Source organism: Pseudomonas sp. C32, from assembly GCF_030417915.1.
Taxonomy (GTDB): domain Bacteria; phylum Pseudomonadota; class Gammaproteobacteria; order Pseudomonadales; family Pseudomonadaceae; genus Aquipseudomonas.
The window spans coordinates 119,502-140,053 of sequence record NZ_JAUHUK010000012.1 but is presented as its reverse complement, the minus strand read 5'-3'; the positions used below and the strand labels follow the sequence as shown (position 1 = coordinate 140,053).

The 20,552-nt window shown below is 58.7% G+C and carries 20 protein-coding genes and 4 tRNA genes; 21 read left to right on the top strand and 3 right to left on the bottom strand.

Features of this window, described 5'->3' with window-relative positions; all coding sequences use genetic code 11:
- Window positions 1–34: 34 nt before the first annotated feature.
- From QYH43_RS15675 to pyrF, 6 genes are all read left to right on the top strand, one after another.
- Window positions 35–841 (top strand): alpha/beta hydrolase, encoded by an 807-nt coding sequence (locus tag QYH43_RS15675; protein WP_095056565.1) that lies wholly within the window; start codon window positions 35–37, stop codon window positions 839–841.
- The gene (locus QYH43_RS15670) at window positions 838–1,692 is read left to right on the top strand and encodes an alpha/beta hydrolase (RefSeq protein ID WP_301157355.1); all 855 of its coding nucleotides are present in this window, start codon (window positions 838–840) and stop codon (window positions 1,690–1,692) included. The genes QYH43_RS15675 and QYH43_RS15670 overlap by 4 nt, the downstream gene beginning before the upstream one ends.
- Window positions 1,693–1,742: 50 nt before the next feature.
- Entirely contained in the window at window positions 1,743–2,402 is a 660-nt protein-coding gene (locus QYH43_RS15665) for a glutathione S-transferase N-terminal domain-containing protein (RefSeq protein WP_095056567.1), read from the top strand.
- 8 nt (window positions 2,403–2,410) lie between these two features.
- The gene (locus tag QYH43_RS15660; RefSeq protein ID WP_095056568.1) at window positions 2,411–3,217 is read left to right on the top strand and encodes a DUF4892 domain-containing protein; all 807 of its coding nucleotides are present in this window, start codon (window positions 2,411–2,413) and stop codon (window positions 3,215–3,217) included.
- A 69-nt stretch (window positions 3,218–3,286) separates the two neighbouring features.
- Complete coding sequence (locus QYH43_RS15655) at window positions 3,287–4,342, top strand: AI-2E family transporter (protein WP_095056569.1); 1,056 nt, start codon at window positions 3,287–3,289, stop codon at window positions 4,340–4,342.
- Between the two features lie 124 nt (window positions 4,343–4,466).
- A complete protein-coding gene (gene pyrF / locus QYH43_RS15650; RefSeq protein ID WP_177408769.1) occupies window positions 4,467–5,165 on the top strand; it encodes an orotidine-5'-phosphate decarboxylase in 699 nt (232 codons plus the stop codon).
- A gap of 106 nt (window positions 5,166–5,271) precedes the next feature.
- On the opposite strand, the gene QYH43_RS15645 is transcribed toward pyrF, so the two are convergent.
- A complete protein-coding gene (locus QYH43_RS15645; RefSeq protein ID WP_095056571.1) occupies window positions 5,272–6,276 on the bottom strand; it encodes an NADP-dependent oxidoreductase in 1,005 nt (334 codons plus the stop codon).
- Window positions 6,277–6,513: 237 nt separating this feature from the next.
- On the opposite strand from QYH43_RS15645, the gene QYH43_RS15640 reads away from it, so the two are divergent.
- The 3 genes from QYH43_RS15640 (at window position 6,514) to QYH43_RS15630 (ending at window position 11,014) form a co-directional block, all read left to right on the top strand.
- Window positions 6,514–7,275 (top strand): SDR family oxidoreductase, encoded by a 762-nt coding sequence (locus QYH43_RS15640; protein ID WP_301157354.1) that lies wholly within the window; start codon window positions 6,514–6,516, stop codon window positions 7,273–7,275.
- A 301-nt stretch (window positions 7,276–7,576) separates the two neighbouring features.
- Window positions 7,577–8,941 (top strand): PLP-dependent aminotransferase family protein, encoded by a 1,365-nt coding sequence (locus QYH43_RS15635; RefSeq protein WP_301157353.1) that lies wholly within the window; start codon window positions 7,577–7,579, stop codon window positions 8,939–8,941.
- Window positions 8,942–9,049: 108 nt separating this feature from the next.
- Window positions 9,050–11,014 (top strand): methyl-accepting chemotaxis protein, encoded by a 1,965-nt coding sequence (locus QYH43_RS15630; RefSeq protein ID WP_301157352.1) that lies wholly within the window; start codon window positions 9,050–9,052, stop codon window positions 11,012–11,014.
- A gap of 129 nt (window positions 11,015–11,143) precedes the next feature.
- Here QYH43_RS15630 and QYH43_RS15625 read toward each other — a convergent pair whose 3' ends face one another.
- Window positions 11,144–11,902 (bottom strand): hypothetical protein, encoded by a 759-nt coding sequence (locus tag QYH43_RS15625; RefSeq protein WP_301157351.1) that lies wholly within the window; start codon window positions 11,900–11,902, stop codon window positions 11,144–11,146.
- A gap of 385 nt (window positions 11,903–12,287) precedes the next feature.
- Here QYH43_RS15625 and QYH43_RS15620 point away from each other — a divergent pair.
- The 4 genes from QYH43_RS15620 to QYH43_RS15605 all read left to right on the top strand — a co-directional run bounded on the left by QYH43_RS15620 (window position 12,288) and on the right by QYH43_RS15605 (window position 12,700).
- Window positions 12,288–12,363: transfer RNA gene (locus QYH43_RS15620), tRNA-Glu, on the top strand.
- Between the two features lie 2 nt (window positions 12,364–12,365).
- Window positions 12,366–12,441: transfer RNA gene (locus tag QYH43_RS15615), tRNA-Gly, on the top strand.
- A gap of 104 nt (window positions 12,442–12,545) precedes the next feature.
- Window positions 12,546–12,621 (top strand) — tRNA-Glu (locus tag QYH43_RS15610).
- A 3-nt stretch (window positions 12,622–12,624) separates the two neighbouring features.
- A tRNA-Gly gene (locus QYH43_RS15605) sits at window positions 12,625–12,700 on the top strand.
- Window positions 12,701–12,757: 57 nt separating this feature from the next.
- Here the strand turns inward: QYH43_RS15605 and QYH43_RS15600 are convergent.
- On the bottom strand, window positions 12,758–13,627 hold the full coding sequence (locus tag QYH43_RS15600) for an AraC family transcriptional regulator (RefSeq protein WP_301157350.1): 870 nt from the start codon (window positions 13,625–13,627) through the stop codon (window positions 12,758–12,760).
- A gap of 402 nt (window positions 13,628–14,029) precedes the next feature.
- Between QYH43_RS15600 and QYH43_RS15595 the strand changes: the two genes are divergently transcribed.
- The 8 genes from QYH43_RS15595 (at window position 14,030) to QYH43_RS15560 (ending at window position 20,551) form a co-directional block, all read left to right on the top strand.
- Window positions 14,030–14,224, top strand: coding sequence for a Flp family type IVb pilin (locus QYH43_RS15595; RefSeq protein WP_301157349.1), 195 nt, complete (start codon window positions 14,030–14,032; stop codon window positions 14,222–14,224).
- 26 nt (window positions 14,225–14,250) lie between these two features.
- Complete coding sequence (locus QYH43_RS15590; RefSeq protein WP_301157348.1) at window positions 14,251–14,778, top strand: prepilin peptidase; 528 nt, start codon at window positions 14,251–14,253, stop codon at window positions 14,776–14,778.
- Window positions 14,779–14,780: 2 nt separating this feature from the next.
- Window positions 14,781–16,109: an AAA family ATPase gene (locus QYH43_RS15585; RefSeq protein WP_301157347.1), complete on the top strand. Its 1,329-nt coding sequence runs from the start codon at window positions 14,781–14,783 to the stop codon at window positions 16,107–16,109.
- Between the two features lie 15 nt (window positions 16,110–16,124).
- Window positions 16,125–16,937: a Flp pilus assembly protein CpaB gene (gene cpaB, locus QYH43_RS15580; RefSeq protein WP_301157346.1), complete on the top strand. Its 813-nt coding sequence runs from the start codon at window positions 16,125–16,127 to the stop codon at window positions 16,935–16,937.
- A 74-nt stretch (window positions 16,938–17,011) separates the two neighbouring features.
- Window positions 17,012–18,355: a TadE/TadG family type IV pilus assembly protein gene (locus QYH43_RS15575; protein WP_301157345.1), complete on the top strand. Its 1,344-nt coding sequence runs from the start codon at window positions 17,012–17,014 to the stop codon at window positions 18,353–18,355.
- 8 nt (window positions 18,356–18,363) lie between these two features.
- Complete coding sequence (locus QYH43_RS15570) at window positions 18,364–18,843, top strand: TadE/TadG family type IV pilus assembly protein (RefSeq protein ID WP_301157344.1); 480 nt, start codon at window positions 18,364–18,366, stop codon at window positions 18,841–18,843.
- Complete coding sequence (locus QYH43_RS15565; protein WP_301157343.1) at window positions 18,843–19,337, top strand: TadE/TadG family type IV pilus assembly protein; 495 nt, start codon at window positions 18,843–18,845, stop codon at window positions 19,335–19,337. Before QYH43_RS15570 ends, QYH43_RS15565 begins: the two co-directional genes overlap by 1 nt.
- Window positions 19,331–20,551: an AAA family ATPase gene (locus QYH43_RS15560; protein WP_301157342.1), complete on the top strand. Its 1,221-nt coding sequence runs from the start codon at window positions 19,331–19,333 to the stop codon at window positions 20,549–20,551. The genes QYH43_RS15565 and QYH43_RS15560 overlap by 7 nt, the downstream gene beginning before the upstream one ends.
- The last annotated feature ends 1 nt before the right edge of the window (window position 20,552 follow it).

Here is a 20,552-nt window from a genome sequence, read left to right as displayed (position 1 = left end):
ATCAACGCCTGTTCTCGCTCATGGATTTGCAGGTATGTCGCAACAGATATTTTTCGCCCACGCCAATGGTTTTCCATCGGGAACCTACGGCAAGTTGTTTGCGGCGCTGGCACCCGAGTTTCAGGTGACGCATCTGGAGCAGCACGCCCATGACCCGCGTTTCCCGGCGGACGACAACTGGTACAACCTGGTGGATGAGCTGATTCATCACCTGCAACAACAATCGGATCCGGTGTGGGGCGTTGGCCACTCCTTTGGCGGTGTCCTGCATTTGCATGCGGCATTGCGTTGTCCCGAGTTGTATCGCGGCGTGGTGATGCTCGATTCGCCGGTACTGACCCGCACCGATCAATGGGTCATTCGCGCGGCCAAGCGCTTTGGTTTCATCGATCGGCTGACACCGGCCGGGCGTACGCTGGGTCGTCGCGAGGAGTTTTCCGACCTGGAAAGCGCCCGTCACTATTTCGCCGGCAAAAACCTGTTTCGCAGCTTCGACCCGGAATGCTTCGACGCGTACCTGCAACACGGCTTGCATAAGGTCGGCGACAAGCTGCGCCTGCGTTTCGATCCGGCGACGGAAATCAGCATCTACCGCGGCGTGCCGCATACCAGTCCTGGCAGCACCCGCCAGTTGAAAGTGCCATTGGCAGTGGTTCGCGGGCACACAAGCAAGGTGGTGATGCGCCACCACGCCAGTTCGGTCGGGCGGATGCCATTGGGTGAGTCCCTGTCCATGCCCGGCGGCCATATGTTCCCCCTCGAACGACCGCAGGACACCGCCGTGCTGCTCAAAGACCTGTTCGACCGCTGGGGCGGGCGCCAGCAGCAGGATTGCGCATGAGCCATGTCGTCGAAGAAGTCCGTCTGAGCCTGCCGCACATCGAGCTGGCGGCGCACTTGTTCGGCCCTGAAAACGGTTTACCGGTCATTGCCTTGCACGGCTGGCTGGACAACGCCAACAGCTTTGCCCGCCTGGCGCCCAAGCTCAAAGGCTTGCGCATCATTGCCCTGGACATGGCCGGTCACGGTCATTCCGGGCATCGACCCGCTGGGGCAGGCTATGCCATGTGGGACTACGCCCACGATGTACTGCAAGTCGCCGAACAACTTGGACTGAAGCGGTTTGCGTTGCTGGGGCACTCGATGGGTGCAATCGCGTCGTTGATCATCGCCGGTTCCTTGCCGGATCGCGTCACCCATCTGGCCTTGATCGACGGTCTTATTCCTCCTACTGACAATGCCGCCAATGCCGCCGAGCGCATGGGCATGGCCCTGCAAGCGCAACTGGATCTGCGGGAAAAACGCAAACCGGTGTACGACACGCTCGACCGTGCCATCGAAGCACGCATGAAAGGGCTGGTGGCGGTCAGTCGCGAAGCCGCCGAGCTGTTGGCGCAACGTGGACTGATGCCGGTGCCGGGCGGTTACACCTGGCGCACCGACAATCGTCTCACGCTGCCATCACCGCTGCGTCTTACAACAGAACAGGCAATGGCCTTCGTCCAGCGGATCAATTGCCCTGCAAAACTGGTGATTGCTGCCGACGGCATGCTCGCCAAGCATCCGGAGCTGCTGGAACGTCTACCCTTTAGCCGTGAACAGCTGCCAGGCGGCCACCATTTGCACCTGAATGACGAGTCCGGTGCCGATCTTGTCGCAGACTGTTTCAATCGGTTCTTCGCCATTCCTTGACTTGCGCCGGGCAACTGTCGAGGCTTGGCGGGTTGAAAAGGGAGACAACCATGATAGATCTCTACACCGCTGCGACCCCGAATGGCCACAAGGTCTCTATCGTGCTCGAGGAACTCGGCGTGCCCTACTCGGTGCATGCCTTGAGTTTCGACAAAAAGGAACAGAAGTCACCGGACTTCCTCAAGATCAACCCCAATGGCCGGATTCCGGCGATTGTCGACCGCGCCAATGGCGATTTCGCCGTGTTCGAGTCCGGCGCGATCCTGATTTACCTCGCTGAAATGACCGGCAAACTGCTGCCCGCTGACCCCAAGGGGCGCTCGCTGGTGTTGCAGTGGCTGATGTTCCAGATGGGCGGAATCGGACCCATGCAAGGGCAGGCCAATGTGTTCTTCCGCTATTTCCCGGAAAAACTCCAGGGCGCCATCGACCGCTATCAACACGAAACCCGGCGCCTCTACGAAGTGCTCGATACACGCCTGCAATCCGTTGAGTTCCTGGCCGGTGAATACAGCATCGCCGACATCGCAACGTTTCCATGGGTGCGCGGCTACGAGTGGTCGGGCGTCTCGGTGGATGGGCTGACGGCGTTGCAACGCTGGATGGCGACCCTGGAGGCACGTCCGGCGGTACAACGTGGCTTGCAGGTGCCACAGCGCGCCGATGAAGCGAGCGTCATCAAGGGTGCCCAGGCCATGCTGATCCGATGAGTCTATTCATGCGTTCAATCAATTTGCTGGCGCTGTGCTGCTTCAGTCCTTTGTTGTTTGCCGCCGATGTACCGGGCAGTCAGGACCTGCCGATCGTGCCGCGTATGGCCGACGCCCAGATCGTCGACTATCGCCCCTCGGTTGAGCTGGAGCGGATCTACCCCTTGGGCTCGATTCGTAAAATCAGCGGTCAGTTGCGTTTCGACGGTCAGGTCAGTGCCCGTGGGCGGGCCACTTCGGTGACCTATGAATTGCCGCCGGAACATTCTTCCATCGACGCCTTCACCGCCGCCCGCGAAGCCTTGCAGAAGCAGGACGCGCAATTGCTGTTCTGGTGTCAGGCCCGTGATTGCGGTGAAAGCAGCCTGTGGGCCAATGAAGTCTTCGGCAACGCCAAGTTATATGGCGCCGATGATCAGCAAGCCTATTTGCTGTTGCGCCTTGCAGCACCCCAGGACAACACGCTGGTGGCGCTTTACAGCATCACCCGTGGCAATCGCAAAGCCTACCTGCATGTAGAACAGTTCGACGCCTCCGCGCCACTGGGCGATTTGCTGCCGACGTCTGCGACCTTGCTGCGTGAGCTCAAGAGCACTGGCGAACTCGATTTCCCGAAACTGATCGACGCGCCTGACGAAACCTGGCTGCGCCTGATTTCCCGGGGCCTGAACCTCGACACCACGCTGCGGGTCAGTATTTCCGGGGCCAATGCCGAGGCTTGGCGCCAGGCCTTGATCACTCAAGGTGTGAGGACCGCCAGGATGGAAACCGGCAGCGTTGAAGGCTCTGGCCTGCACATCGAACTATTGCGGTAGGCTTCACCGGGTGAACGTGGGCGCCACGTTCGCCTACTCTTTTGCTGACAGTTTTTTTCGGGATTCAAAATGCTCAATAACGATCGCCTGTTGGTGCAGATCCTGCTCGTTGCGCTGTTTGGCGCGAGTTTATGGGTGATGGCGCCGTTTTGGTCGGCGTTGTTCTGGGGCGCGGTGCTGGCGTTTGCCAGTTGGCCGCTGATGCGATTGCTGACTCGTTGGCTCAACGGCCGTGAGTCGCTGGCGGCGGCACTGTTGACCGTGGGCTGGATGGTGCTGGTGGCGGCGCCGCTGGTTTGGCTGGGGTTCAACCTGGCGGACCATGTGCGTGATGCCACGGTGTTCATCAAGGATGCGCAACTCGAAGGTTTGCCCGAAGCGCCGGCCTGGCTGGGCGCAATTCCGTTGGTGGGCGAGCGACTGGTCGGGATCTGGAACAGCATCGACCAGCAGGGCGCGGCAATGATGGTGAGCCTCAAACCGTACCTGGGGCAGGTCGGCAATTGGTTCCTGGCGCGCAGTGCGCAGATCGGCGGCGGGATTCTCGAGCTGACCCTGAGCATCGTTTTCGTGTTCTTTTTCTATCGCGACGGGCCGCGACTGGCGGTATTTGTGCACAGCCTGCTGGAGCGGCTGATCGGCCAGCGTGCCACTTACTACATTGAATTGGTGGCGGGCACGGTACAGCGAGTGGTCAACGGCGTGATCGGCACGGCAGCGGCCCAGGCCATCCTGGCATTGATCGGGTTCCTGATTGCTGGAGTGCCGGGGGCGCTGGTGCTCGGTATCGCAACTTTCCTGCTCAGCCTGATCCCGATGGGGCCACCGCTGGTGTGGATTCCCGCCACGGCCTGGCTGGCCTGGAAAGGTGAATATGGAATGGCCATGTTTCTCGGGGCCTGGGGCATGTTCATCATCAGTGGCGTCGACAACGTGCTCAAACCGTACCTGATCAGCCGTGGCGGTAATCTGCCGCTGGTCATTGTGCTGCTGGGGGTGTTTGGCGGTTTGATTGCCTTTGGCTTCATCGGCCTGTTCATCGGGCCTACGTTGCTGGCGGTGGCTTACAGCCTATTGACCGACTGGAGCAAGACTCAGGCGCGGGTTGAAGATCGTCGGCCCTGAGGTTTTTTGCGCCGGGAGCTAGTCTTTCCTGTAATGCTGCGACGATTTACCGATCATCGGGTCCCGCAGCGACGCTGGTTCCGCTACAATGCGCGCCGATTTCGACTTGCCTGAGAGCCCACTCATGTCCGCCTGCCAGACTCCTATCATCGTCGCCCTGGATTTCCCTACCCGTGACGCCGCACTGAAGCTGGCCGATCAGTTGGACCCGAAGCTGTGCCGGGTCAAAGTCGGTAAAGAACTGTTCACCAGCTGCGCCTCGGAAATCGTCGGCACCCTGCGCGACAAGGGTTTCGAAGTGTTCCTGGACCTCAAGTTCCACGACATCCCGAACACCACCGCCATGGCCGTCAAGGCTGCTGCGGAAATGGGCGTATGGATGGTCAACGTGCATTGCTCCGGTGGCCTGCGCATGATGGCCGCGTGCCGTGAAGTGCTGGACAAGCGCAGCGGCCCGCAGCCACTGCTGATCGGCGTGACCGTGCTGACCAGCATGGAGCGTGAGGATCTGGCGGGTATCGGTCTGGATATCGAGCCGCAGGAGCAGGTGCTGCGTCTGGCTGCGCTGGCGGAAAAAGCCGGGATGGACGGTCTGGTGTGCTCGGCCCTGGAAGCCCAGGCCCTGAAAACGGCGCACCCGTCGCTGCAACTGGTGACCCCGGGGATTCGTCCTGCGGGCAGCGCCCAGGACGATCAACGCCGCATCCTGACCCCGCGTCAGGCACTGGATGCCGGCTCGGACTATCTGGTGATCGGCCGTCCGATCAGCCAGGCGGCGGATCCGGCCAAGGCGCTGGCATCGGTCGTGGCCGAACTGGCGTAAACATCAAACCTGTAGGAGCCGGCTTGCCGGCGATCGCATCACCACGGTTTACCTGTGTAATCGCGGTGATGCGATCGCTGGCAAGCCAGCTCCTACAAGGGCAACGTTAAACCTTCAACACCAACTTCCCGAAATTCTCCCCGCTGAATAACTTCATCAGCGTCTCCGGGAACGTCTCTAGTCCTTCGACAATGTCTTCCTTGCTCTTGAGCTGCCCCTTGGCCATCCAGCCGGCCATTTCCTGCCCTGCGGCAGCGAACTGGGCGGCGTAGTCCATGACCACAAAACCTTCCATGCGCGCGCGGTTGACCAGCAGCGACAGGTAGTTGGCCGGGCCTTTGACCGCTTCCTTGTTGTTGTACTGGCTGATGGCGCCGCAAATCACCACCCGCGCTTTCATGTTCAGACGGCTCAACACGGCGTCGAGAATGTCGCCACCGACGTTGTCGAAATACACGTCCACACCTTTCGGGCACTCGCGCTTAAGGCCGGCGATCACATCTTCATTCTTGTAATCGATAACCCCGTCGAACCCCAATTCATCGATGAGGAACTTGCACTTGTCCGCGCCACCGGCGATGCCGACAACCCGGCATCCTTTGATCTTGGCGATTTGCCCGGCAATGCTGCCCACTGCACCCGCTGCGCCCGACAACACCACCGTGTCACCGGCCTTCGGAGCGCCCACGTCGAGCAGGGCGAAGTACGCCGTCATCCCGGTCATGCCCAGCGCGGACAAGTAACGCGGCAGCGGCGCCAGGTTGGGATCGACCTTGTAGAAGCCTCGCGGCTCACCGAGGAAGTAGTCCTGCACGCCAAGGGCGCCATTGACGTAGTCCCCGACCGCGAAGCCTGGATTATTCGAGGCAACGACTTTGCCTACACCCAATGCGCGCATGACTTCGCCGAGACCGACCGGCGGAATGTAGGACTTGCCCTCGTTCATCCAGCCACGCATCGCCGGATCAAGCGACAGGTATTCGTTCTTGACCAGGATCTGACCCGCCGCCGGTTCGCCGACCGGTACTTCCTGATAAGTGAATGTCTCGCGGGTCGCCGCGCCTACCGGACGTTTGGCGAGCAGGAATTGACGGTTGGTCTGGGAAGTCATGACAGGCACTCAAGATGAATGAAGCCTTGTTGATAGCTGCTTAGCCTCGCGGCTGCAAGTCTGGCTGATGTGGCGAATACACGCCGATCCAGTGTGGTGATGGAGCTGCCGGCAGGTCCATCACTGCAACTCATGGGCGTCCAACCGGCCTTTTGATAGTGCTGCCGCGCCCAAGGTCCCTGTGCCTAGACTGGGGGCACGCAACTTCCCGCATTCTTCTCTTCCGAGGGCATAACAATGAGCATGACGTTTTCCGGTCAGGTGGCAGTGGTGACAGGTGCAGCGGCCGGCATTGGTCGCGCAACCGCCCAGGCATTTGCCGCCGAAGGCCTGAAGGTGGTGGTGGCCGACATGGACACGGCGGGCGGCGAGGGCACAGTAGCGCTGATTCGTACGGCGGGCGGCGAAGCGACCTTCGTGCGCTGCAACGTAACGCTGGAAAACGACGTGAAAAACCTGATGGAGGAGGTGATCAATACTTACGGTCGCCTCGACTATGCCTTCAACAATGCCGGCATCGAGATCGAAAAAGGCAAACTGGCCGAAGGCACCGTCGACGAGTTCGACGCGATCATGGGCGTCAATGTCAAAGGCGTCTGGCTGTGCATGAAGTACCAGTTGCCATTGCTGCTGGCCCAGGGCGGCGGTGCGATCGTCAACACTGCCTCGGTCGCCGGCCTGGGGGCGGCGCCAAAAATGAGCATCTACGCGGCGTCCAAGCATGCGGTGATCGGCCTGACCAAATCGGCCGCCATCGAATACGCCAAGAAAAAGATCCGGGTCAACGCGGTGTGCCCGGCGGTCATCGATACCGACATGTTCCGTCGCGCCTATGAAGCCGACCCGAAAAAGGGCGAGTTCGCCAATGCCATGCACCCGGTGGGTCGCATCGGCAAGGTCGAGGAAATTGCCAGCGCGGTGCTGTACCTGTGCAGCGATGGCGCGGCCTTCACCACCGGGCATTCGTTGGCGGTAGACGGTGGCGTGACAGCGTTCTGACCCACGCCTGTATGACATGACCTGTGGCGAGGGAGCTTGCTCCCGCTGGACTGCGTAGCAGTCCCATCTCGTTTGGCAAAGAGGTGGGGCCGCTTTGCGACCCAGTGGGAGCAAGCTCCCTCGCCACGTTTTTTTTTGCTCGATCCAACATTTTTTTGAGTTGTAGCATCACGCCAACAGGCGACCGGAGAATGTGTTTCAAACGGTAAGAATTGCAAGTTTTGGCGGTGTTCTCGCACATCCCGTCGAGCGTTCCTGTGATTAACTGTTTTTCGCAAAACGGACAGGAGTTTGCTAGCTCATGGAGTTGAGAATCGATCGACAGGCATTGGTGCCGGTCGTACAGCAAATCGTCGATGCGCTGGCCTGCTGGCTTCGCTCCAGCGCCGTAACCCCCGGCGTGCGCTTGCCTTCGGTACGGCACATCGCGCGGATCAATCTGCTCAGTCAATCGACGGTTTCCGAGGCCTGCGACCGTTTGGTCGCGCAGGGTCTGCTGCTGTCACGTCATCGGGGCGGCTATTGGGTTGCCGATCCGGCAGCATCCGCGAAGGAGGGTGAAATCCTCCTTCAGGGTTCAAGCCAGAGTGAGGAGTTGAGGCTGGGTTGCGGCGGCTTGCCCGAGAGTTGGCGCGAGACGGATGACCTGAGTTACGCGATCCGCCAGGTCAGCCGCACCGACATGGCGGCTCTGTTCAGCTACGGCACGCCGTTGGGCCTGCCAGCGTTGCGTCAACAGATCCTCAAACGTCTCAAAAGCCTGGGTATTACGACGCAAGAGAATCAAATCGTGACCACGACGGGAGCCAGTCAAGGGCTTGACCTGATTGTACGAACGCTGTTCCAGTCCGGTGATTGTGTCGTGGTTGAAAGCCCTGGTGATCCCTTGCTCTTCGACCTGCTCAAACTGCACGGTATCGGCATGATTGAAGTGCCACGAACCCCGCGAGGGCCGGACATCGAAGTCCTTGAAGCGTTGTTGCTCAAGCACCGGCCGCGCGGGTTGTTCATCAACAGCTTCCATCACAACCCGACCGGCAGCAGCCTTGCGCCCATGATGGCGCGGCAGGTTGTGCAACTGGCCAGCACCCATGGCGTTCTGCTGATCGAAGACGACGTCTATGCAGATTTGCACGCCGGGCCAGGCACGCGGTTGGCGGCACTGGATGACAACGTGATCTACGTCGGCAGCTATTCCAAGACCCTCAGCAGTTCCTTGCGGGTCGGTTTCGTGGTGGCCAGTGGCGAAGTGATTTCGCGTCTGGCCGAGGTCAAGATGATCAGCAGCATGGGCGCCTCGCTATTTTGTGAATCGGTGTTGGCGTCTCTGTTGGCCAGTGGTGCCTATCGAGGCCTGGTGCAGCGCCAGGGACAACGGTTGAGCAGCAACAGGCTGGCGGCATTACAGCTGCTTGAAGATGCCGACTGGGAGGTTTTCGCAAAACCGGCGGGGGGGTTGTACATTTGGGCGCGCTCACGAATGTCAGACCTTGATCAGGTCCAGGCGCAGGCACGGCGCTTTGGCGTGCAGCTATCTTCAAACACTGCGTTCAGCCCTGCCGGCCAGCCCTGTGACTGGCAGCGCATCAACGTGACGTATGCCTGCGATCCCCGGGCCCGGGCGTTCTTTCAGGCCACGGCTGCGGATCGACCTCAAGCGTTCTGAAAGCGACGTTGGCGTAGCTTTTTGCCATTATTCAGGCGCCAGCGTCTTGTGTTGGTACAAACCCGTTGAGAGTCTTCGTCCACAGACTATGGCAGGGGATCAAGTGCAATGAATTCGCACGTGCAGGGACGTTTTGCCAACCTCGGTATGGCGAAGAAACTGGGGACAGGTTTTCTGCTTGTGCTGTTGTTGACCGCCTTGGTGGCAGGCATTGGGGTCTGGTCTCTGCAAACCATCAGCCAGCGCTTCGACGGGTTGAAACAGATGTCGTCGCTCAACAGTGGTTTGCTCAAGGTGCGGCTGCTGGAGCAGGAATATGCCTTGCACGCAAACCCGAAAACCGTCGATGCCTTGCATGAGGGCGTTGACGGTTTGATCGCCCTGGCCAATCAGCTCAAGTCTGAGTCTGCGGCCAACGTGCCGGTGATGAATGACGTCGAACAGTCCCTGGGTGCATACCGCAAGGCCTTTGACGAGTTTGTCTCACTCAGTCAGGCCAAGGACCTTGCGCTGGAAATGGCCAGTTGGTCGGTCTCCAGCGTGGCCAACAATCTCGACGTGTTGCAGGCCGGGCTCGCCGATGATGGTGCCTATGCCTTGAAGGATTCCGAAGGCAAGGACGGTGCGCAATTCATCGAGCAAGCCAGTCAGGTCAGTCAGGTGTCGCGGTTGATGCTGCAGGCCATGAACGAAGCGCGCGTTCGCCTGGACCAGAGCCGCAAGGGTGATGACAGCGCCGGGCAGGGCAAGATCGAACAGGCCAGTCAGGCGCTGATCCAGGCTGAGCAGCTCAAAACCACGGTCAAGGACGAGGGCTATCAGACCGTCCTTAACGAGGTGACGGGCCATATCGCCAGCTTCAGCGACAAACTTGCCGAGTACACCGGCCTGCTGGAGCAGGAAAAAACCGTCTACCAGCAACTGCACCAGCGCGCAGGCCAAGTGGTTGAGCGGGTGGATCAGGCTTATGTGGCCGAAGACCGGTCGATGCAGGCCGAACTGGAAAAGAACTCGCTTCTGATCATCGGCTCTTCTGCGTTGGCATTGTTGGTCGGATTCGTTGCCGCGTGGCTGATCACCCGCTTGATCGTGGCGCCGTTGCGCAGTGTGATCCATGTCGCACAGCGGATTGCTGCGGGGGATCTGAGTACGACGGTTGAGGTGACACGCCGTGACGAAATCGGCCAGTTGATGCAGGCGATGCAGCAAATGGGCGCAGGGCTTGGCCAGATCGTCAGCGGTTTGCAGTCAGGTATCGAGCAGTTGGCGACGTCCGCTCAATCGCTGTCGGCGGTGACGGAGCAGACCAACCTTGAAGTCAGCAGCCAAAAGGAAGAAACCGAACAGGTTGCCACGGCGATGAATCAAATGACCACCACCGTGCACGACGTCGCACGCAATGCGGAAGAGGCCGCCCAGGCTGCGCAGACAGCGGATGGCAAAGTTGAAAGCGGTCAGCAGGTGGTGCGCCAGAGCATGGCGCGGATCGAACAGTTGGCAGACTCTGCAACGTCGGCCAGTTCAAGCATTGAAAGCCTGAGTGCACAAATCCAGAACATCGGCGCGGTGTTGGGTGTGATCAAAAGCGTCGCCGAACAAACCAACCTGTTGGCGTTGAACGCGGCGATCGAGGCCGCCCGTGCCGGTGAGCAGGGCAGAGGGTTTGCGGTGGTCGCCGACGAAGTGCGTGCACTGGCCAGGCGGACCCAGCAATCAACCGAGGAAATCGAGCGCTTGGTCAGCGCTTTGCGTTCGGCAGCGCAGTCGTCGGTGCAGCAGATTCAGAACAGTGGCGAGTTGGTGAAACTGGCGGTCAGCGATGCATTGCAGACCGAGAGCGCGCTGGGGAGCATTGCGGCGGCAGTGTCGTTGATCCAGCAGATGAACCAGCAGATTGCGGCGGCTGCCGAAGAGCAGAGCTCGGTGGCTGAGGAGATCAATCGCAGTGTCACCAGCATTCGCGCCAGTGCGGATCAATCATCGTTGGCGATGCAGGGGAACGCAGCGTCCAGTGTTCAGTTGGCGCAGCTGGGCGTTGAGTTGAAGGGGATGGTGGGGCATTTCAGGCTTTAAGGCGTCAAGCCGTGCAGGATCGTGCTTGCTCGCGATGCTCGTTGACGATAACGCGTGTTTACTGGCTAAACGCAGCGTTCTTGAGTCCATCGCGAGCAAGCTCGCTCCTACACGTGTTGCACTCGATGATCAGTCGTAGATCACTTTCTTTTTCCAGTCCGCATCGGCTTCAACGTCTTTGAGGCCTTCGGTCAACTGGTTGACTTCGCCTTCTACCGGCGCAATGCGATCCATGACCTGGTCGTTGGCGCGGACCAGTAGTTTTTCCAGGTACGCGAGTTGATCGGCATAAACCTGTGGGTCCTGCTGTTTGCGCAAGTACTGCACGCCGCGCTCGAATGCCAGGCGTGCCTGGCCGGGCTGATTTTGTTGCAGGGAATGCTGGCCGAGATTGTTGAAGAACTCGATGTGCAGCAGCACCAGGATGTGGCGCACTTCGCGGATCCAGCGCTTGGCTTCGTTGGGCGGCAGGAAGCCGTCCTGGGCGGCGCGGGTAATCTGGCCGTGCAACGCTTCCAGCAGAAAGCGCACGTCCTTGGCCTTGGCTTCGGTCTGGATAGGGGCTGGCGGGTTGTTGACCGGGATGGATTCACCTTGGCCGACCAGGGTCTCCAGTTCGGTAATCCGGGCCTTGAGGTTGGCGCTGGATTTTTCCAGATTGAGCAGGCGTTGGCAGACGTTCAGTTCCAGGCGAGTCACCAGCAGTTTAAGTGCAGGAGTCATCAACTGGCCGGGGAAGGTCTCGGTGATTTCGCCGCAGCGACGCAGGCGATCATTGAGTTCAACCTTGGTACGGGCCTTTTCCAGCTTGTTGTTTTCCACCACATGGTTCATGTAGCCAATGGCAATCAACAAAGCGATCCCGGCTACAACCAGCAGGGTGATCATGAGTGGTGTCACCGGTAAGACCTCTTATATAGGGTTTGCGTGCGAGTGTAGTGGCTGGGCATTTGAGCGCATAGGTCCGCACGACGGGTGAATCGGACAGGCTTGTGACTATATCGGCCGCAGTCTCGCTTCTATAAATGATGGCACCTGAGAAGCCGGTTGCCATCATTGAATGGACTATAGCCTCTTGATGGATGCCAGAATATAGGCGTCAATCGTCGGGCAGCCCAAAATCCTCGAAGGCGCCCAAAAGCAGGGCGAAGTCATTGATTTAAATAAATTTATATCTGGGGGTTGACGACTTCTCAATCCATCCATAGAATGCGCGCCACTTGCAGCGTAAAGCACACAGCGAAACGCGGCAGGGAGTGAATGTTGTACGTGTGTCCCCTTCGTCTAGTGGCCTAGGACACCGCCCTTTCACGGCGGTAACAGGGGTTCGAGTCCCCTAGGGGACGCCATTGCGGGAATAGCTCAGTTGGTAGAGCACGACCTTGCCAAGGTCGGGGTCGCGAGTTCGAGTCTCGTTTCCCGCTCCAATTTTAAACAGCGTTGCTTTCGGGCAGGGCTGAGTGAAACCAGAACCAAGTCTTCGGATGCGGCTCTGGGCACCGAAACACACACCATGTGTTCCGGGCAGCGTGTCCCCTTCGTCTAGTGGCCTAGGACACCGCCCTTTCACGGCGGTAACAGGGGTTCGAGTCCCCTAGGGGACGCCATTTGCGGGAATAGCTCAGTTGGTAGAGCACGACCTTGCCAAGGTCGGGGTCGCGAGTTCGAGTCTCGTTTCCCGCTCCATATTTAACGAAAACGCCGCTCATTGAGCGGCGTTTTTGTGTGCGCGTAAAAAACAAATCAATTGCTGAGGCTTTGCACCAGGCTTTCGAGCGCTTCCGTGGTTTTTTCATCCTGCATCAGTTGCGCATTGGCCGTCGCCCGGAGTTGACGTGCCAAGCGGTATTCGCTGGGCGTGCAGTTTGCGAACTGTTTGAAAGCACGAGCGAAGTAGGAAGGATCCTTGAAGCCGGCCTCATAACCGATGCTGGTAATAGGCATCTGGCTGTTATCGAGCAGTTCTTTGGCGAAGTTCATGCGCTTGTTCAAGATGTAATCCGTGAAACCCAGTCCATTGGCTTCCTTGAACAGGCGACTGAAGCGAAATGTCGTCATGCCGCAGCGCTGTGCCAGATCCCGCTGATCGATGCTGTCTCGAAAATGCTGTTCGATGTACAGCATGACGCTGTTCAGCGCCTGGTGTTTTTGGTGCCCTGAGGTCAGCCGGATACTGTCCGGCAGGGTCGGGGAGTGGTCGATCTGTGATGTCTTGCCCAGGCTTTTGACATTTCGACGCAGCTCGCAGAGCTGCAGCACCGCCGACAGGTAGCGCTTCTTCTCGCTGTCCGAGAGCGGCAGCACCATGTATTCCCAGGCGCTGGAACGCATGGCCCACACTGCCAGTTCCTCCGAGTGCTGCACGGTAAACATGGTGATCGGGATGGTAGGGGTGGTGCGCTTGATCTCCAGCAATTGCCTCAACCCTGCGGTGTCGGGGCGATCAAAATGGATGCAGATCATGTCTGCGTGTTCCGTGATGGGTAACACGAAGTGTTTCGCCAATTTGCAGTCGCACGTACTGTCGAACTGCGTGAGGAGTTCTTGGGTGGACCGATCATGAGTCAGATCGAACCATAGTAACGAAGGCCTTCTGGTCAAATTGGACGTCATGTCTTTACTCTAGAGTTCTTAATGCCTCTCTTGAATACGGAGTATTGAGCAATGTGCTATCACGCTAAAGATTAAATCCTGATAAGTGATACGGTCTTTAGTTTCGTTCGTTCTATGTAATGCCTGTAAGGCGGTTCCGAGCGCGTTTTTGGTGATGTGTTGTTAACAAACCGCTGGTCGCTTGTGAATCAATGACAATTGCGTTCACGTTTCAATGGCCTGTTTATCCTCCCTTGTTGCTCCTGCAACGGCCAGCTCCCCTCTGGTTGGTCACCCCGCAAAAAAATCCTAACGATGTGCAAAATCCTCCTAACGCCCATGCCTTGTCCCTGACTAGGGTTGCATCAGGCAGCGCAAAACGTACTGCCTCAGAAAAAACAACTTTCTTGTGAGGTGGGCAAAATGATCATGCAAACAATCAAGGCTTCGGTAGTGAAGTTCGTCAAAGACGAAGACGGCCTGACCATTGTGGAATACGCGGTGGCGGGTGGGTTGATTACAGCGCTAGTTGTCACAGCGTTCACGCTTCTTGGCGGGGTAGTGAACACCAAAATCCGGGCTATCTGTAACGCCATTACTCCTGCTGCTTGCCCATAACAGTCACTTTGGTAGGAGGTTTTTTCATGTCCATGGAACAGCTGATTGTTATCGCTGTGCTGATCGGACTCCTGGGCGTGGCGGTGGTGAGCGACTTGCGTCGCCACCGCATTCCTAACCTGCTGATCCTGGTAGGTCTGGCCTTGGGATTGGCCGGCCAGACTTACACAGGAGGGATTAGCGGGATGGGAGACAGTTTGTCGGGCCTCCTGATCGGTTTTGCGTTGTTCCTGCCCATGTATGCTCTGGGTGGCATGGCTGCCGGCGACGTTAAGCTGATGGCTATGGCCGGCAGTTTTCTACCCCCCCATTATGCCTTGTGGGCTGTGTTCTTCAGTCTGCTATGGGGGGGAGTGTGCGGTTTCCTGATCGTGCTGGTGCGCGGTCAATTGTTGCAGACCTTGGGGCGCTATCGGTTGATGTTTTTGGCGCGGGCCTATATGGCGCCAAGCTCCGACGAGGTAGCCGGCAAGCCCTTTCCTTATACAGTAGCGATCCTGCTGGGAACGTTGAACAGCGTCTACTGGCAAGTTGCTGGTGGATTCGGAGGATAGACATGCACGTCATCGTCGATAGTGATGCCTACCCCAACAATCGGAGCGCGGTGCAACGGCTGGCTCCTCAGCCCTGCACTATCCGAGAAACCGGTCTGACCGACAGTTTCCTCGGTGAGTTGGTGTGCAAGCATTTGTTTGATGCCGGTGTACTGGACATGTCGCGGTTGGTGGAGCGCCTGGCGTTGACCGGCGCGGTACTAGAGGAGGTCCTGGCGTTTTTGCGCAAGGATGGCCGTATTGAAGTGCTTGGTCAGGTGAGTCAAACGGGCGGGCAGTCATTGCGTTATGGCCTGACCGAACGCGGACGCAGTGCCGCCCGCGATGCCCTGTCTCGCAGTGGCTACATCGGCGCGGCACCCTTCCCGGTGAGTACCTACCGCTCCCTGATCAAGCTACAGACCATTCACCATGGTCGTATCAACGCCAACGATATGCGCAATGCCCTTGCTGGCGTGGTGCTCACGGAGGAGATGCTCGACCAGTTGGGTGTGGCGATGAACTCCGGGCGCGCGATCATGATTTATGGCCCCGCGGGTACCGGCAAGACCTATGTCAGCAGTCGGCTGATCCGGTTGTTCGCCGAGGCCATCTGGGTGCCTCATGCGATCGTCATCAACGAGTCGGTGATCGAGATTTATGACCCGCAGGTGCATCAGCGGCTCGATGACAACGCTCAGCAGAACAATCTGATGCTCAACGAAGGGATCGACCGTCGACTGCTGTGCTGTAAGCGCCCGATCGTGATCACAGGCGGTGAGTTGACCATGGAGCAACTGGACGTTCGCTTTGACCCCTCCACCCGTCAATATCAGGCCGCCCTACAGCTCAAAGCGAGCAATGGCCTGTTCATCATTGACGACATGGGGCGCCAGCGCATGGCCCCCGCTGAGCTGTTGAATCGCTGGATCGTTCCGATGGAAGAGAAACGCGATTTCCTCAACCTGGGTGGCGGTCGGCATTGCGAGCTGCCGTTCGATCTGATTCTGGTGTTTTCCACCAACCTCAATCCCCTGGAACTGGCCGATGAGGCCTTCCTTCGCCGGATTGGCTACAAGGTTCAGTTCGGTTACCTGAAGCCCGAGGAATACGAAAAGATCTGGCGTCAGGAAAGCGAGCGGCTGGGCATTTCCTACGACCCGCTGCTGGTGCGTTATGTGCTGCAAAGGCTTTACGCAAATGAAGGCATGCCCCTGGTGCCCTGCCATCCCCGTGATCTCCTGAACATGGCGCTCGATCGTCAGCGTTATATGGGCGGTTCCGGATCACTGTCACCGAAAGAGTTGGAATGGGCCTGGAACAACTACTTCGTCCAGCTCAACTTTCTTTGATACGGAGATACTGACATGAGCTCTCGTACTCTTACCTTGATAGGCGTTTCTCTGGTCATGGGCCTTGGGGCTGCATGGATGGCCGACTCCTGGCTGAGCGCGCGGCTCAATGCCAGCCCGGATGACCACCTTCGAAGCGTTGTGGTCGCCACCGTAGAAATTCCATTCGGGCAGAAGGTCGAGCCCCAGCAGGTCACGACCGTACGCATGCCCATGGATACGATCCCGAACGATGCCTTCGACTCCACCGAAAAAGCAGTGGGCAAGATCGCAACGTTCGACATTCTCAGTGGCGACATTGTGCGGGGGGCACGTCTGAGCGAGCACTTGGGGGGCAGCACCCTGGCCTCTTTAATTGCGCCTGACAAACGCGCCATTTCGGTACGAGTGGACGATGTGGTCGGCGTGGGTGGATTCCTGTTGCCGGGTAACCGGGTGGATGTAGTGGCGACCAAAACCACCAATGCCGGCAGCAACAACGCCACGTCCAGGACCATCCTCGAAAACTTGCGGGTGTTGGCGGTGGATCAGACCGCAGGCACCGACAAGACCCAACCGGTAGTGGTGCGCGCGGTGACTCTGGAAATGTCCACTGCTGAGGCCGAAACCCTGGTCACGGCGCAGACGGAGGGCAAGTTGCAACTGACGCTGCGTAATCCGCTGAACCTGGAGAAGAAAACCGCGGCCGTCACACCTATTGCACCTGTTGCCCCTGTCATGGCTGTGGCCACAGCCGAGGCGCCAAAACGCGTGGTACAGCGCAGCAGCGGCGGGGGGGGGATCGCCGTTATCCGCGGGACCGAAGCCAAAGTAGTCAACATTCGCTGACAGGGCGCAACACTATCCGGGCACCCGGGTATTGGCGGAGCCGATCCGGATCAGTATCGGCAATCGAGGGCTTGATGATGAATCTTCGTATTCAGCGGCCGTTCACTTCGACGCCAAGGCGCCAGGAAGGATCGGTGAGTGTTTTGATGGTGATCACATTGGCGGCGATGGCCATGATGGCAGCGTTGGCTTTGGACGGCGGACATATGATGCTGAACAAAACACGCTTGCAGAATGCGGTGGATGCCGCTGCCCTGAGTGGCGCCAAAACCCTGAGCCAGGTGGCGGGTGGCATTAACAGTGCCAGCTCGACGCGTACGGCCTCGCTCAATACGCTGATACAGAATGCCAATGCCACGGGCAACAACGAATTGGCCTCGGCGATCGCCGGCAACGCAGGCGCATTTGCGGTTGTGGAACTGGCAAGTAGCGTTTATGGCCCGTTCTCCTATCCAGGGCCGACGGATGCCAAATACGTTCGGGTGTCGGTACCGAGTTATCGTTTGACCGGATTTTTCTGGAACTTTGCCCAGGCATTCGGCTCTGGTGGCCTGGGAACTAAAGCAGTGGCGGCAATTGCTACAGCGGGCCCCAGCCCTACCAGCCCTTGTGATCTCGCACCCTTGATGATCTGTGGCGACTCGACTCAATACAACCCGGGCGCAGGCATGTTCTGGGGTTTTCAATTTGGTGATCTGCAGGTATTGAAGACGGCAGCTGGCAATTCGTCGCCCATTGGTCCAGGAAATTTCCAATTGCTCGATTTTGGCTCGGGCGGCAGTCAGGTCAGGGAGGATCTGGCCGGCGGTGGCAAGGTCTGTCGCGACGTAGGGCAAAGTGTTCAGACCTCACCCGGCAACATGGTCGGTCCCGCATCTCAAGGCCTGAATACAAGATTTGGTATCTACAATGGCCCCGTCAGCGCCTCGGCCTATCCACCGGATTTGGTGACGACGTCCAGTGATCCCGCGATCACTTACGACGACTCAGTCAGCCCGCCACAAGTGAAGTACCAAGGGCAAACCGTTACCTCGAACAACGGCAATCTCACAGCGGGTAGCAACTCGATACTGGACTACAACGACTGGCGTGCGAGCGTTTCGGCGTGTGTGGCGGGGGGCAGTGGCTGTGAGAGCAATGGGGTGTTCGAACGCCGGATGCTGAAAATCGTAGTGGGTAACTGTGCGGGCAAACAGGGCGGTTCAACCTCGATCCCCGTCCTCGGTTTTGGCTGCTATTTCGTGGTGCAACCCATGGATGGCGGAGGCGGGGACGCGCAGATCTTCGGCCAGTTCGTGAAAGAGTGCGAAGGTGACAATGTTGCCGGCCCCTCACCGTCAACCGATTCCGGCCCGCAAATCATTCAGCTCTACAAGACCTATATCAATGGTAGCGGCACTCCGAGCACTGACTCGTAGGAGGCGTCATGAGACTTCACGGATTTAAGAGTCGGCAGCGCCAGCAAGGCCTTGCTATGGTGGAATTCACTCTCGTCCTGCCGGTGTTGCTGTTGCTGCTTCTGGCCTTCGGCGAGTTCGGCCGCATGCTTTATCAGTACAACATCCTGTTGCAAGCCAGTCGTGATGCCGACCGTTTCGTTGCAAGTCAAGCGTGGAACTCGACGCTTGGTGCGGTCGCTCTGGGCAGTGCTCTGCTGGACCAGACGAAAAACGTTGCGGTATATGGCGTACCTAGCCAGACAGGCAGCGCTGTGCTGTCAGGCTTGACGCCCGGCATGGTAGAAGTCGCCGCGGTGGGCACTGATCATGTGCGGGTCACTATCACCTTTACGTTCTGTCCAGTGATTGGTGGTGGCAATTGCGTCGGGACGCTTCCCGGTTTTTTTGGTAATGCGATTGCGCTGGGCATTCCGTTGGTCGCCACCACCGTGATGAGGGCTCTGTAATGAACAGAAAACACATGCGCGGCACCTACGTGGTGGAGTTCGCCATCGTAAGTCTGCTGGTGTTCACACTATTGTTCGGCGTAGTGGAAATGGGTCGCCTGTATTTCACGGTCAATGCGTTGGATGAAGCCGTACGGCGTGGCACGCGCCTGGCTGCAGTGTGCAATATCAGCGATCCGGTGGTGTTGCGGCGGGCGATTTTCAACGCGGCGGACGATGCAGGCAATAGCCAGCTGATCGGAAATCTGGCCACCAGCCATCTGACGCTAAGTTATCTGGACGCAAACGGCGCGCAGGTGGCTAATCCCGCCGACACGAGTGGGGTCAACGGATTCCGTGCTATCCGCTACGTCCGGTTGAGTCTGCAAAATTTTGTTTTCAATCTGTTTATTCCCGGGTTCGGTGTGCCCATTACGCTGCCTACATTCAGGGCAACGTTGCCACGTGAAAGCCTCGGGCGTCATTCCGATTCCGGGGAGATCACGCCATGCTGAATACCAAGGAAAATCCACTCTCCACCTCCTCTGGCAAAGCCGGGCTACGGTTGCTGATCAGCAGTCGTGACGCCACGTCGTTGCGCGACCTGCAGAGCGTTTGCCAACGCATGCCCAGCCTGGAGGTGAGCACTCGCCTGGTGAGCAATGGGCACGTCGACCCGCTCTACGGTCTTGACCGGATGCCCGATCTGTTGCTGTTGCGCGTCAGCCACCTGTGGCGCGAGGAACTCGCGGCACTGTTGTTGCGCCCGGCCCATGAACGTCCGCCGATGTTGGTGTGCGGGCTGTTGAGCGAACAGGAGGGTATGCGCCTGGCGATGCAGGCCGGCGCCCGTGACGTGCTGCCGGAGCCTGTCGCCGAGACAGAACTGGTTGCCGCCTTGAATCGTCTGGTCACGGAGGTTCGGACCGGCAGTGGGGCAGAAGGTAAATTGATCGCCGTGGTGGGCGCCAAGGGCGGCTCCGGTGGAACCTTGTTGGCCTGCAACCTGGCTCAACAGCTCAGCATGAAGGGTGGCAGTACCCTGTTGCTGGATATGGACCTGCAATTTGGCAGCGTGACGCATTACCTGGATGTAGCGCAAACCCACAGCCATCTGGAAGTGCTGCATCAGATCGATGGTATGGACAGCGTTGCGTTGCGTGGTTTTTGCAGCCACTTCAGTCCGACTTTGCATGTGTTGGGTGGTCGGGCCGGTGAGCTGTGTCTGCCCCAGGATGCCCAGCCCGAGCAACTTGACACCCTGTTGCAGTTGGCACGCGCCAGCTATGACTGGGTGGTGATCGATCTGCCACGGCAAATCGACCACCTCACCGGCTCCGTGCTGGAGCAGGTGGATCGGGTGTACGTGGTGGTACAGCAAAGCGTCAGCCATCTGCGAGATGCCAGCTCCCTGGTGCGAATTCTTCGCGAAGACCTGGGCGTACGCGGGGATCAATTGCAGATAGTGGTCAACCGCTATGACAAGGCGGCAGCGATCAGCCTCAAAGATATCGGCGAGGCGTTGCGCTGCACGAACCTGTCGAAATTACCCAACGACTTCAACCTGGTCAGCCAGAGTCAGAACACTGGCGTGCCGTTGGGGCTGCATGCGCCGAAAGCGGCGATTACCGTTGCGCTAAGTAACGTGGCCGATGACCTGGTCGGCATCCAGATGGCTGCAAACAAAGGCTTGTTCAAACGCGCCTTCAACCGTTTTTTCGGGGGATGAC

What these genes read in the sequence shown, in the direction of transcription:
- QYH43_RS15575 (WP_301157345.1), top strand. Translation starts at nt 17,012, where the DNA reads ATGATGAATCTTCGTATTCAGCGGCCGTTCACTTCGACGCCAAGGCGC.
- QYH43_RS15660 (WP_095056568.1), top strand. Translation starts at nt 2,411, where the DNA reads ATGCGTTCAATCAATTTGCTGGCGCTGTGCTGCTTCAGTCCTTTGTTG.
- QYH43_RS15635 (WP_301157353.1), top strand. Translation starts at nt 7,577, where the DNA reads ATGGAGTTGAGAATCGATCGACAGGCATTGGTGCCGGTCGTACAGCAA.
- QYH43_RS15570 (WP_301157344.1), top strand. Translation starts at nt 18,364, where the DNA reads ATGAGACTTCACGGATTTAAGAGTCGGCAGCGCCAGCAAGGCCTTGCT.
- QYH43_RS15585 (WP_301157347.1), top strand. Translation starts at nt 14,781, where the DNA reads ATGCACGTCATCGTCGATAGTGATGCCTACCCCAACAATCGGAGCGCG.
- QYH43_RS15665 (WP_095056567.1), top strand. Translation starts at nt 1,743, where the DNA reads ATGATAGATCTCTACACCGCTGCGACCCCGAATGGCCACAAGGTCTCT.
- QYH43_RS15590 (WP_301157348.1), top strand. Translation starts at nt 14,251, where the DNA reads ATGTCCATGGAACAGCTGATTGTTATCGCTGTGCTGATCGGACTCCTG.
- QYH43_RS15625 (WP_301157351.1), bottom strand. Translation starts at nt 11,902, where the DNA reads ATGATCACCCTGCTGGTTGTAGCCGGGATCGCTTTGTTGATTGCCATT.
- cpaB (WP_301157346.1), top strand. Translation starts at nt 16,125, where the DNA reads ATGAGCTCTCGTACTCTTACCTTGATAGGCGTTTCTCTGGTCATGGGC.
- QYH43_RS15565 (WP_301157343.1), top strand. Translation starts at nt 18,843, where the DNA reads ATGAACAGAAAACACATGCGCGGCACCTACGTGGTGGAGTTCGCCATC.
- pyrF (WP_177408769.1), top strand. Translation starts at nt 4,467, where the DNA reads ATGTCCGCCTGCCAGACTCCTATCATCGTCGCCCTGGATTTCCCTACC.
- QYH43_RS15560 (WP_301157342.1), top strand. Translation starts at nt 19,331, where the DNA reads ATGCTGAATACCAAGGAAAATCCACTCTCCACCTCCTCTGGCAAAGCC.
- QYH43_RS15600 (WP_301157350.1), bottom strand. Translation starts at nt 13,627, where the DNA reads ATGACGTCCAATTTGACCAGAAGGCCTTCGTTACTATGGTTCGATCTG.
- QYH43_RS15645 (WP_095056571.1), bottom strand. Translation starts at nt 6,276, where the DNA reads ATGACTTCCCAGACCAACCGTCAATTCCTGCTCGCCAAACGTCCGGTA.
- QYH43_RS15670 (WP_301157355.1), top strand. Translation starts at nt 838, where the DNA reads ATGAGCCATGTCGTCGAAGAAGTCCGTCTGAGCCTGCCGCACATCGAG.
- QYH43_RS15640 (WP_301157354.1), top strand. Translation starts at nt 6,514, where the DNA reads ATGAGCATGACGTTTTCCGGTCAGGTGGCAGTGGTGACAGGTGCAGCG.
- QYH43_RS15630 (WP_301157352.1), top strand. Translation starts at nt 9,050, where the DNA reads ATGAATTCGCACGTGCAGGGACGTTTTGCCAACCTCGGTATGGCGAAG.
- QYH43_RS15675 (WP_095056565.1), top strand. Translation starts at nt 35, where the DNA reads ATGTCGCAACAGATATTTTTCGCCCACGCCAATGGTTTTCCATCGGGA.
- QYH43_RS15595 (WP_301157349.1), top strand. Translation starts at nt 14,030, where the DNA reads ATGATCATGCAAACAATCAAGGCTTCGGTAGTGAAGTTCGTCAAAGAC.
- QYH43_RS15655 (WP_095056569.1), top strand. Translation starts at nt 3,287, where the DNA reads ATGCTCAATAACGATCGCCTGTTGGTGCAGATCCTGCTCGTTGCGCTG.